Source organism: Collinsella aerofaciens (assembly GCF_028206995.1).
Lineage (GTDB): Bacteria > Actinomycetota > Coriobacteriia > Coriobacteriales > Coriobacteriaceae > Collinsella > Collinsella aerofaciens_AQ.
In genome coordinates this window covers 129,556-140,713 of the sequence record NZ_JAQLFL010000006.1, presented here as the reverse complement: position 1 = coordinate 140,713, position 11,158 = coordinate 129,556, and the positions used below count along the sequence as shown (strand labels likewise).

11 protein-coding genes and 5 tRNA genes are annotated in these 11,158 nt (G+C 59.1%); 13 read left to right on the top strand and 3 right to left on the bottom strand.

Annotated elements, in window-relative coordinates; translation table 11 throughout:
• Positions 1 to 4: 4 nt before the first annotated feature.
• The 7 genes from PMX60_RS06205 to nrdD all read left to right on the top strand — a co-directional run bounded on the left by PMX60_RS06205 (position 5) and on the right by nrdD (position 5,370).
• Positions 5 to 80: transfer RNA gene (locus PMX60_RS06205), tRNA-Gly, on the top strand.
• 34 nt (positions 81 to 114) lie between these two features.
• Positions 115 to 188, top strand: a tRNA-Cys gene (locus PMX60_RS06200).
• A 42-nt stretch (positions 189 to 230) separates the two neighbouring features.
• A tRNA-Gly gene (locus PMX60_RS06195) sits at positions 231 to 306 on the top strand.
• A gap of 178 nt (positions 307 to 484) precedes the next feature.
• Positions 485 to 2,218 (top strand): glycoside hydrolase family 13 protein, encoded by a 1,734-nt coding sequence (locus tag PMX60_RS06190; RefSeq protein WP_271747261.1) that lies wholly within the window; start codon positions 485 to 487, stop codon positions 2,216 to 2,218.
• A gap of 141 nt (positions 2,219 to 2,359) precedes the next feature.
• A tRNA-Gly gene (locus PMX60_RS06185) sits at positions 2,360 to 2,435 on the top strand.
• A 3-nt stretch (positions 2,436 to 2,438) separates the two neighbouring features.
• Positions 2,439 to 2,513 (top strand) — tRNA-Val (locus tag PMX60_RS06180).
• A 634-nt stretch (positions 2,514 to 3,147) separates the two neighbouring features.
• Positions 3,148 to 5,370 (top strand): anaerobic ribonucleoside-triphosphate reductase, encoded by a 2,223-nt coding sequence (gene nrdD / locus PMX60_RS06175; protein WP_271747260.1) that lies wholly within the window; start codon positions 3,148 to 3,150, stop codon positions 5,368 to 5,370.
• A 136-nt stretch (positions 5,371 to 5,506) separates the two neighbouring features.
• Here nrdD and PMX60_RS06170 read toward each other — a convergent pair whose 3' ends face one another.
• Positions 5,507 to 5,680 (bottom strand): hypothetical protein, encoded by a 174-nt coding sequence (locus PMX60_RS06170; RefSeq protein WP_271747259.1) that lies wholly within the window; start codon positions 5,678 to 5,680, stop codon positions 5,507 to 5,509.
• 116 nt (positions 5,681 to 5,796) lie between these two features.
• On the opposite strand from PMX60_RS06170, the gene nrdG reads away from it, so the two are divergent.
• From nrdG to folB, 4 genes are all read left to right on the top strand, one after another.
• Positions 5,797 to 6,378: an anaerobic ribonucleoside-triphosphate reductase activating protein gene (nrdG, locus tag PMX60_RS06165; protein WP_271747258.1), complete on the top strand. Its 582-nt coding sequence runs from the start codon at positions 5,797 to 5,799 to the stop codon at positions 6,376 to 6,378.
• A 66-nt stretch (positions 6,379 to 6,444) separates the two neighbouring features.
• Positions 6,445 to 7,002, top strand: coding sequence for a GTP cyclohydrolase I FolE (folE, locus tag PMX60_RS06160; protein ID WP_271747257.1), 558 nt, complete (start codon positions 6,445 to 6,447; stop codon positions 7,000 to 7,002).
• Between the two features lie 2 nt (positions 7,003 to 7,004).
• On the top strand, positions 7,005 to 7,586 hold the full coding sequence (locus PMX60_RS06155) for an HD domain-containing protein (RefSeq protein WP_271747256.1): 582 nt from the start codon (positions 7,005 to 7,007) through the stop codon (positions 7,584 to 7,586).
• Positions 7,587 to 7,629: 43 nt separating this feature from the next.
• A complete protein-coding gene (folB, locus tag PMX60_RS06150) occupies positions 7,630 to 8,115 on the top strand; it encodes a dihydroneopterin aldolase (protein WP_271747255.1) in 486 nt (161 codons plus the stop codon).
• A 6-nt stretch (positions 8,116 to 8,121) separates the two neighbouring features.
• Here the strand turns inward: folB and PMX60_RS06145 are convergent, their stop codons facing one another.
• The gene (locus tag PMX60_RS06145; RefSeq protein ID WP_271747254.1) at positions 8,122 to 8,898 is read right to left on the bottom strand and encodes a M48 family metallopeptidase; all 777 of its coding nucleotides are present in this window, start codon (positions 8,896 to 8,898) and stop codon (positions 8,122 to 8,124) included.
• 74 nt (positions 8,899 to 8,972) lie between these two features.
• A complete protein-coding gene (locus PMX60_RS06140) occupies positions 8,973 to 9,986 on the bottom strand; it encodes a dipeptidase (protein ID WP_035138875.1) in 1,014 nt (337 codons plus the stop codon).
• 120 nt (positions 9,987 to 10,106) lie between these two features.
• Here PMX60_RS06140 and PMX60_RS06135 point away from each other — a divergent pair, with 120 nt between their 5' ends.
• Together PMX60_RS06135 and PMX60_RS06130 are read left to right on the top strand one after the other, a co-directional pair.
• On the top strand, positions 10,107 to 10,535 hold the full coding sequence (locus PMX60_RS06135) for an FKBP-type peptidyl-prolyl cis-trans isomerase (RefSeq protein WP_035138874.1): 429 nt from the start codon (positions 10,107 to 10,109) through the stop codon (positions 10,533 to 10,535).
• Between the two features lie 3 nt (positions 10,536 to 10,538).
• The gene (locus PMX60_RS06130) at positions 10,539 to 11,117 is read left to right on the top strand and encodes an urease accessory protein UreE (RefSeq protein WP_052044235.1); all 579 of its coding nucleotides are present in this window, start codon (positions 10,539 to 10,541) and stop codon (positions 11,115 to 11,117) included.
• Positions 11,118 to 11,158: the final 41 nt, after the last annotated feature.

Here is an 11,158-nt window from a genome sequence, read left to right as displayed (position 1 = left end):
ACAAGCGGACATGGCTCAGTTGGTAGAGCACAACCTTGCCAAGGTTGGGGTCGCGGGTTCGAGCCCCGTTGTCCGCTCCATTGCATTTCCGGATCGTCTCAAGCGGTCCTTTTTGGCGAAGTGGCCAAGTGGTAAGGCAGAGGCCTGCAAAGCCTTTACCCCCGGTTCGAATCCGGGCTTCGCCTCCAGGCAACATCCGGGCGCTCCGGCGCCCGTTTTGTTTTACATATGCGGACATGGCTCAGTTGGTAGAGCACAACCTTGCCAAGGTTGGGGTCGCGGGTTCGAGCCCCGTTGTCCGCTCCAAGCACAACAGCCCGACTACTACGGTAGCCGGGCTTTTTCGTACCCATCGCCTGGGCTCGAACCCGAGAGGGGGCGAGTGTTTTGGGGCGTGGCTGTGGTGTTATTTGCCGCGAATGTTAGCTTTGAGCGTATCATCGTGGACATCTCGCAAAACCTCGTTGCAAGGGAGGCGCACCCCATGGCTACAGAAAAGTCCTCTTCTCGCTCATGGATGTCCGATGCCGCGATCTATCAGATCTACCCGCGCTCGTTTAAGGATTCGACTGGTTCGGGTCTGGGCGATATCGCGGGCATTACCCAGCAGATGGACTATCTTGAGCGGCTGGGTATCGAGGCCATCTGGCTGAGCCCGTTTTACCCATCGCCTCTTGTCGATGGTGGCTATGATGTGGCGGACTACTGCGATGTCGATCCACGTCTCGGCTCGCTTGACGACTTCGATGACATGATCGCTGCGGCTCACGCGTGCGGCATCAAGGTCATCGTCGACATCGTGCCCAACCATTCATCCAACCAGCACCCGTGGTTCAAAGCCGCTCTTGCCGCTGGCCCCGGATCGCCCGAGCGCGCTCGTTATATCTTCCGCGATGGTCGCGGCGAGCACGGCGAGTTGCCTCCCACCAATTGGAATGCCAACTTTGGCGGCCCCGCCTGGACGCGTGTCGCGGACGGTCAGTGGTATCTGCACATGTTTACGCCCGAGCAGCCGGACTTTGACTGGTCATGCCCCGAGGTTCACGCGTTCTTTTGCGACGTCCTGACGTTTTGGAGCGATCGAGGCGTCGATGGCTTTCGCATTGATGTGGCGCACGGTCTTGCCAAGGATCTCGACCGCGATGACCTCGACCGGTGGCATCTCGCCGAGGGCGATGACATGGTTGACGACGGCACCCATCCGCTGTGGGACCGCAACGAGGTCCACGAGATCTATCGCGAGTGGCGCCGCGTGTTCGACCGCTATAATCCGCCGCGCAGCGCCGTTGCCGAGGCGTGGGTGCTGCCCGAGCGCCAGTATCTCTACGCGCGCCCCAGCGAGCTTGGCCAGACATTCAACTTTGAGTTCGCCAAGGCCACTTGGACCTATGATGACATGCACACTGCAATCGAGAAGGGCTTGAAGGCAGCCGTCGAATCCGATTCCGCCTCGACCTGGGTACTCTCCAACCACGACGTGCCGCGCGTGGCGACGCGCTATGCCCTGCCGCAAATCAAGGCGACGCGCTACCACCAGATTGCGCTCGACTGGCTCTTACGCGACGGGTCGTCTTATGACGAGGACCGTGAACTCGGCGAGCGCCGCGCGCGGGCGGCCCTTTTGCTTGAGCTGGCGCTTCCGGGCTCGGCATACGTGTATCAGGGTGAGGAGCTCGGCCTTTTTGAGGTGGCTGACATCCCGTGGGCTGTACTCGAAGATCCCACTGCGACCAATACGCACGGACCGAAGCGCGAGAAGGGGCGCGACGGCTGTCGTGTGCCCCTGCCGTGGGTGGCGGCGGACGATCCCGCGCAGGGCGGATCGTTTGGGTTTTCGCCGGCGGACGCCGATGCGGCGCCCCATCTGCCGCAGCCTGCATGGTTTTCCGATTACGCTGCCGATAGGGAAGAAGCGGACCCGACATCGATGCTTGCGCTCTATCGTGACGCCCTCTGGCTGCGGCGCAAGCTGCGCGGGTGCGCCAACGATCTTGCGTGGCTCGATCTTGACGGGCGCACCAGCCTTGCGGATGGTGCCGAGGGCGCTGAGGGCGGCGTCATCGCCTATCGCCGCGACAACGGCTGGGCGTGTGTGACGAACTTCGGCGCAGCACCCGTGGGGCTGCCGGCGGGCAGGGTCCTGCTCACCTCATCACCGCTTGCAGACGGCAGGCTCGCGCAGGACAGCTCTGCCTGGATCATGCTCGCTGAGTTGTAGGGGCCTTTTGCGGCGAATTTGCGTTTGCCTACACCTTCCGTGGTGGCTGATGTCTTCGCGAGGTTAGCGAGGGCGTTGGAAAACTTTTCAAAAAAAGTTCTTGCATAGGATGCGGGCATCACGTAAGCTTAATCCCCGTAAGCGGACATGGCTCAGTTGGTAGAGCACAACCTTGCCAAGGTTGGGGTCGCGGGTTCGAGCCCCGTTGTCCGCTCCATTTGGGCGTTTAGCTCAGGGGGAGAGCGCTTCCCTGACACGGAAGAGGTCAGAAGTTCAAATCTTCTAACGCCCACCAAATGTTCGCAGCTCAGAGACTATGTCCTCTGGGCTGTTTTTGTTTTTCCACCAAGCACGCCGCCAAATAAGCCACCAAATATTGATCCAAGGTCTGTACGCGATGGTCTTCGCGTCCCGTAGAGGTGCCGGCAGATTGCATACGTCCTGGCCGATCGTGACCGCAACATGTTGGTCAAGCATAATCTTTTGGATTCTTTTGGCGTGAGCGGCTTGGTTTTGGTAGGATTTGTCAGCGGCTTGACTAAGGGGGTTTTATAACTGCCATGCAGGTAGCCGTGTTGGTAACGTTTTACCGACTTGCCAAGAACCCCTCATTTTTAATGCGTCTGCAAAATGACTAATTGCTTTGACCTGCTGAAACACTATATGTTGTGTTTGACCTAAAAAAAGAATACAGGATATAGATGCGTCTTTGTCGTATGATAGATGGCGGACAGAGAACGAAGACCTTAACTGCCTCTTTTGAACGTGTCCTTGAGCCGCTTGATCGGCTCCAGGGAATGTCCGCATGGAGGCTTATGGTTTATCGAGAACACAGATTGCGCGACGGCGCCGCAAGACAGGGGCAAGCCCTGCCGGGTATCGTTTGGCTCTGAAGCGCGATGAGGCTACGATGCGAAAGAGGCAAGAGGATGAAGATCATCAAGCGCAGCGGCACCGAGGTTGTCTTTGACATCGATAAGATCGTCAATGCCATCCGCGCCGCAAACTTGGAGGTCGAGGAGAGCTCTCGTCTTACCGACTGCCAGGTGGTTTACGCGGCACAAAACGTCGCCGAGGCATGCGAGAACGCGGGGCACACCGTGTCGGTCGAGGAGATTCAGGATCTGGTCGAGGACGAGATTATGCGTCTCGACTGCTACGAGGTCGCTCGCCATTACATCATCTATCGCTATGTTCAGAGCCTGAAGCGCCAGAAGAACACGACCGACGACAAGATTCTGTCGCTGATTGAGTGCAACAACGAAGAGGTCAAGCAGGAGAACTCCAACAAGAACCCGACCGTCAATTCCGTTCAGCGTGACTACATGGCCGGCGAGATCTCCAAGGACCTGACTCAGCGTGTGTTGCTGCCCCAGGAGATTGTGGATGCCCACAATGAGGGTCTGATTCACTTCCATGATTCGGACTACTTTGCCCAGCACATGCATAACTGCGACCTGGTGAACCTGGAGGATATGCTCCAGAACGGTACTGTTATCTCGGGTACGCTGATTGAGAAGCCGCACAGCTTCTCGACCGCCTGCAACATCGCGACGCAGATCATCGCCCAGGTTGCTTCCTCCCAGTACGGTGGCCAGTCGATTTCGCTGACCCATCTTGCCCCGTTCGTCGAGGTGAGCCGTCAAAAGATTCGCGGCGAGGTCGCCCGCGAGCTCGAGGAGCTCGGCGTTTCCGCATCTCCCGAAAAGGTCCGCGAGGTTGTTGAGGACCGCCTGCGTGACGAGATCCGTCGCGGCGTTCAGACGATTCAGTATCAGGTCGTGACCCTTATGACCACCAACGGCCAGGCGCCGTTCGTGACGGTCTTTATGTATCTTAACGAGGCCCGTACGCCTCAGGAGAAGCACGACCTTGCCATGATCGTGGAGGAGACGCTTCGCCAGCGCTACGAGGGCGTTAAGAACGAGGCCGGCGTTTGGATTACCCCGGCATTCCCCAAGCTTATCTATGTACTCGAGGACGATAACGTTCACGAGGATTCCCCGTACTTCTACCTGACCCAGCTGGCTGCCAAGTGCACCGCCAAGCGCATGGTTCCCGACTACATCTCCGAGAAGAAGATGCGCGAGCTCAAGCTGTCGAAGGGCGAGACCGCGGGCAACGGCGACTGCTATACCTGCATGGGTTGTCGCAGCTTCCTGACGCCCGACCGCTCGGGCAACGGCTTTAACAACGTTGCCAACGCGCTGAACTACGACCCGAACAAGCCCAAGTACTATGGTCGCTTTAACCAGGGCGTCGTGACCATCAACCTGCCCGATGTCGCGCTGAGCTCGCACCAGGATATGGATAAGTTCTGGAAGATCTTCGACGAGCGCCTTGAGCTGTGCCACCGTGCCCTGCTGTGCCGTCATGAGCGCCTGATGGGTACGCTTTCTGACGCCGCACCGATTCTGTGGCAGTACGGCGCCCTCGCTCGTCTGAAGAAGGGCGAGACGATCGACAAGCTGCTCGTGGGCGGTTACTCCACCATTAGTCTGGGTTATGCCGGCCTGTACGAGTGCGTCAAGTACATGACGGGCCACAGCCACACCGAGAAGGAGGGCACGCCGTTTGCCATGGCCGTCATGCAGCGCATGAACGACAAGTGCGCCGAGTGGAAGGCCGAAAGCGATATTGACTTCTCGCTGTACGGTACCCCGCTTGAGTCGACGACCTACAAGTTCGCCAAGTGCCTGCAGCGTCGTTTTGGCATCATCCCGGGCGTGACGGACAAGGGCTACATCACCAACAGCTACCATGTCCACGTGTCCGAGGAGATCGACGCATTCGACAAGCTCAAGTTCGAGGGTATGTTCCAGCAGCTTTCGCCGGGCGGTGCCATCTCCTACGTCGAGGTTCCCAACATGCAGGACAACCTCAAGGCTGTCATCCGCGTGATGCAGTACATCTACGACAACATCATGTACGCCGAGCTCAACACCAAGAGCGATTACTGCCAGGTGTGCGGCTACGACGGTGAGATCAAGATTGTCGAGGATGACGGCAAGCTGGTGTGGGAGTGCCCCAACTGCGGCAACCGCGATCAGGAGAAGATGAATGTCGCCCGTCGTACGTGCGGCTACATCGGTACTCAATTCTGGAACCAGGGCCGAACCGAGGAGATCCGCGACCGCGTGCTGCATCTCTAATAACCATCCCAGGCCGCCCCGTAGCGAGGCCCCGGACCTTTACTCGCTATTTCGGACAGTCCTGGCTCACGACGGAGGCGCCACTGGCGCCTCCTGTTCGTGCGGAACTCATATCGAGCAAAGGTCCGGGGCCTCGCTACGGGGCGGCCAAGTTGACGTAGCTGAGATGCAGCTCGCGGTCTGCTCGCTCCTCGAAGTTTTTAGCGGAAATAATTCGAGCTGCAGCAGCGATTGATTTGCAATGGCGGTTGAGCTGCAACAAAGTTTTTATTGGACCTCGAACCCTATACTCGATGTTCGCTTCGTTCATTGAGTTACCCTTTGCATGAGGCCGGGACATATCGTCCCGCCCGCAGTTTCGCAGGCCGAAGGCCGAGAATGTTTGAGGACGGGATGATATGTCCCGACCTCCCGGGAGAGTTACCTATGAACTACGCGAACATTAAGTATTTCGACATTGCTGATGGGGAAGGCGTTCGTACTTCTCTGTTTGTGAGCGGGTGCCGTCGTGGGTGCAAGAATTGCTTTAACTCTGTCGCGTGGGACTTTGCTGCGGGTGAGCCGTTCGATCGTGCCGTCGAGGACAAGATTATCGAGAGCCTCGACCATCCCTTTATCGATGGTCTGACGATTCTGGGCGGCGAGCCCATGGAGCCCGAGAATCAGGCGGGTCTCGTTGACTTTATCGAACGCGTGCGTGCGGCCTATCCCGTGGAGTCGGGTAAGACCATTTGGTGCTTTACCGGCGACGTGCTCGAGGAGCTTATACCGGGCGGTCGCCACCATACCGAGGTGACGGACCGCATTCTCGCCTGCCTCGATATGTTGGTGGACGGTCCGTTCGTTCAAGACCTGTACGATATCTCGTTGCGCTTTAGGGGCTCGAGTAATCAGCGCGTGATCGACATGAACGCCACGCGCGCTCGTGCCGCGCGCGAGGGCGTTGCGCTTTGCGATGCTGTGGAGCTTTGGCGAGACGATCCGGTCTATTCGACCCATACTATGTAGCTTGTGGCCGATGCCGGAGGGCGTGGTACCATAGCGCGAACGCAAAATCGGAAGAGTGAGGCCCAGATGGTCGATCAGGAAAAAGTCGAGGCCGCCATAAGGCTGTTGCTTGAGGGCATAGGCGAGGACCCAACTCGTGAGGGCCTGCTGGAGACGCCGGCACGCGTTGCCCGTATGTATGGCGAGATTGCCGGCGGCATGGACCAGAGCGCTGAGGAGCACCTGTCCAAAACTTTTGCCGTCGCTTCGAACGATTTGGTTATCGAGCGCGACATCACGTTTTACTCGCTGTGCGAGCACCATCTGCTGCCGTTTTATGGTAAGGCTGCGATCGGCTATATCCCTAACGGCCGCGTGGCGGGTCTGTCTAAGCTCGCTCGCACGGTTGAGGTCTATGCCCGTCGTCTGCAGCTGCAGGAACAGCTGTGTACACAGGTTGCCGATGCCCTCATGGAATATCTTGCTCCCCAAGGAGCGATCGTACTGATGGAAGCCGAGCATATGTGCATGACCATGCGCGGCGTGCAAAAGCCCGGTACCAAGACCGTAACGCTTGCTCGTCGCGGTGTCTTTGAGACCGATCCGTCGCTCGAGGAGCGATTCTTTAGGATGCTGGGCCGTTAACCATGAGAGTCGTCAACGACTTTGCATCGAAGACCGATGAGGGAACGTCGCGTCGCGGTTTTATGGCTTCGGGCCTGACTCCCTTTGGTGCCATGCCTCGCATTGATTACATTTGCGCCAACGGGTTGTTCCGGCGGCACCTGGGCAACATTGCACAGCTGGAATCGGGGCGCATCTTTTGCCGCCACGGCATTGACCATCTGTTGGATGTCGCGCGCATTATGTGGATTAAGAATCTTGAGGAGCAACTCGAATTTGACCGCGAGGTCATCTACGCCACGGCACTTCTTCACGATATCGGCAAAGATGAACAGTATGAATCGGGTATATCCCATGATGTTGCAAGCGAATGCGTCGCTGATGCGATTCTTGGCGGTATGCCCGAAGACGTGGCGTTTGAGCCGGCAGATGCCGCAGCCATTAAGACGGCCATTCTGGGCCATCGAAAGCTGCGCGTGAATAGCCAACCGCTTGAGCGTCTACTCTATGCAGCCGACAAAGCGTCGCGCGCCTGCTTTGCATGCCCCGCGCGCAATGCCTGCAACTGGAGCGATGATAAAAAGAACCTGTCGATTCGCGTGTAGTCGGTATGCGCGGTCGGGGTTCTGAACGAAGGAGACGATCGCGATGACTAACAGAAAGCTGCCCGAGAATGCAACCAAGACCGAGGGTGCCGAGCTCGCCCGTCGTGGCAGGGGCGAGATTTCCGCCGCAACGGCGGTGCCCCATGTGAGCTATGACGACCTGCGCCATGCCGACCGCATTACTATCGACGGTCTCGAGGTCTTTGCCAACCACGGCGTGTACCCCGAGGAGAACGCCCTGGGGCAGAAGTTTGTCGTGTCCTTGGTGCTCTATGCCGACCTGCGCGCGGCAGGGGAGCACGATAACCTTGATGCCTCGATTGATTACGGCTCGGTGTGCCACGATGTCGACGGCTATCTGCGCGAGCATACGTTTAAGCTCATCGAGGCTGCAGCCGAGGGTGTGGCCCAGATGCTGCTACGTCGTTACCCCTTGCTGCTTGGTGTGCGTGTTAAGCTTGATAAGCCTTGGGCGCCCGTCGGTCTTCCCCTGGCAAGTTGCGGCGTCGAGATCGAGCGCGTGCGCTAACCGGTTCTAATACGTCTCTATGGGCGGCTGCTTGAGCCGCTGCGATAGAGCTCTATTGTTGGGACAGTACGTGTCGAGCAGGGCGTGAAACCGCTGATTGTGGCTTGGCTCGAGCAGGTGGACGAGCTCGTGGGCGACAACCATGCCGAGACACTCGATGGGATAGGCGGCAAGTTCGCGTGCGATGCGAACGGCACCGGATTTGGGCGTGCATGAGCCCCAACGCGTTTTCATGCTACGTACGGAAACGCGGGAAACGGCGACACCCATTGCGATTTCGTACGCGCGTACCATATCGCGCAGCGCCGTGGTGACCTCGGATGCATAGAGTTGGTCGATGCGGGTCTGGAGCTCATCGGACGTCAGGCCGTCGAGGGTTGCGCGCCGCTTGGCCTGTGGGCGTTCGTTCGATTTGTCGGCACCCATAAAACTTGCGAAGGTGGCCTGCTTGGGCCGCGGTGCGGGTGATGCAAAGTTGTGATCGAGTGCGTCCTGTACCGTGATGGGCTTGCCCCAAAGCGCAATGATGGACGAGGGGCTGAGCGGCTCTCGTGCCGTCGCCTGACGTTGCTCGCGCTGGGCAAGCCGGCTGATAATCCAGGCGCTGTTGCGCTTCACAAACGCTTCGATGCGCTCGCGACTGGCGCCGAGCGGTGCGCTGGCGTGGACCTCACCGCTCGATGTGACGCGTAGGTTGAAGTTCTTGACGCGCTTTTTGGTAACGACGACGGGGATGGGCGTCCCATCCGGTCGGGATACGGAAATCGTAAACTGCTGCGTCAAAAGCGGTCCTTCAGATTGGGGACGGGCCGGCATGTCAACCGTTCGGCATGCCGACCTGCTCAAGGGATGTGAAATTAATAACGCTCAAAGAAGGCAAGCGCGTTGTCGCTGCAGAGCTTTTGCATCACGGTCTTGCCAAAATGCTTGGAAAGCATGTTCTGGAACTCGGGCATCTTGCTGGCATCGGAGAGGAAAGCGGGCACCGTGGCACCGTCCCAGTCGCCGCCGAGTGCGATGACGTCCTCGCCGCCCAGGTCGAGCCAGTGCTCGATATGTGCCGCTAGCTGGTCGAAGGTGACGTCTGCGGCGGTCTTGTCGGTTGCGTCGTTGGAAAGGAACTCGCTGCAGTAGTTGAGGCCGACGATACCGCCCATGTCGCGAATGGTGCGGAACTGGTCGTCGGTAAGGTTGCGTTTGACGCCGCAAACCGCACGGGAGTTGGAGTGGCTGGCGACGAAGGGACGCGTGGCGTGGGCGACAACCTCGTCAAAGCACTCATCGTTGAGGTGGGAGACGTCGAGTACCATGCCGGCGTGCTCCATCTGCGTAAGTGCCTCGATGCCGGCGCCGGTGAGGCCGGCGTGGGTGTCGTGGCCGCTCGCGAGCGGCCCCTGCGCATTCCAGCTGAGTGACGACATAAGCACGCCCAAGCTCTTGAGCACTTCGATCAGCGCGGGGTCCTCGGCAAAGAACGTGGCGTTTTCGATGGTGTGGATGCAAGCGACCTTGCCGTCCTTGAGCGCGGGGCGAATGTCTGCGGCGCTGCGCACGTTGACCATACGGTCGTGGTTGAGCATTGCCTGGCCGCTCATATGCGCCATGATCTGCGCCTGGAACCGCGCGGCGTGGGCGGTGGGAATCTCGTCGGGGACAAACGTGGCGAAGCACTGTGCCCACGGCGTGTTGCCGATCTTTGCGAGCGAGATGGCACAGGCGTTACCCTCGATGAGGTCAAAATCTTGCGGATGCGTTTCGTCGCCGGGGAAATAACCGTCGGTGCCGGCGGTAAAGCGCAGGTCGAGATCGAGCGTGGCCCAGCCGATTCGGTCGGCGGTGTCGCAGTGTAGGTCAAATACGGGATATGCCATGGTTCCTCCGGTTGCAGCGTTTCTTTGCAAACTGTCTTCAAATTGTATGACTAGGGTATAGTTAGCGCCATATGTTCATGGCGGCCCGTGTTGTGCGCCGCCCTTATCACGGAGGTTTCCATGTCCAACCAGGGCAAGAAGGTCAAGACTCATTATCGCGGCACGCTCGACGACGGCACGCAGTTCGATAGCTCCTACGATCGCGGTGAGCCGCTGGAGTTCACCTGCGGCGCCGGCCAGATGATCAAGGGCTTCGACGCCGCTGTTGTCGACATGCAGGTGGGTGAGAAGAAGACCGTGCACATTCCTGCTGCCGATGCCTACGGCGAGCACAATCCCGAGATGGTTCTGACCTTCCCGGCCGAACAGGTTCCCAACATCGAGCAGATTGAGAAGGGCATGAAGCTCTTCTTGTCCACGCCGAGCGGTATGCCCGTCCCCGCCGTGGTCATCGATGTAACGCCCGAGGCCGTGACGCTCGACGCCAACCACGAGCTGGCCGGTAAGGACCTCAACTTTGATATCGAGCTCGTCGAGGTCGAGGGTTAGAGTATGCCTGAACGCTTGGTTTCGACGACATGCTTGGGAAATCTCAACGATCCGTCCTATGAACTCCTGCTTCGCCGGAAGTTGGGCGGCGTCTTTGAAGTTGACGATCTGCTGCTCGATTGGGACCAGGCTGATGTATACGCGTTTGTGGGCGTGACGGAGCTGGGGCGCACGGTCGATGTTCGGCTGGATACTGCCGACGGCGGTCGTCTTGCCGACGGCGACGTGCTCGCCATTGACCGTTCGGGCATGGTGCCCGTGGCGGTTGTCGTGCGCTTGCGCAGCGCCGAGGTTTATTTGGTCGAAGTTGACCGCATGGACCCGATTGCGCTCGCGCATTCGTGCTGGGAGATCGGCAACATGCATGCGCCGCTCTTCCGGGGCGACTCGGACGAGCATACTGTGCGCATGTATACGCCGGTGCAGCCTGTTTTGGGCCGCATGCTCCGGGGTGTCGAGGGTGTTCGGCTCTCGCTGGTTACCCGTGAACTCGATGCGGACCGGCGCTTTGCGTCGAGTGCGGCGGAGGTCGTCGTGAGCATGGCTCCCGACTTTACCATCGTAAAAAAGGCGCGCGGCTAAGCGCGCGTATGCGCAAGACGGGCTTTGAGGGGCGACCGATC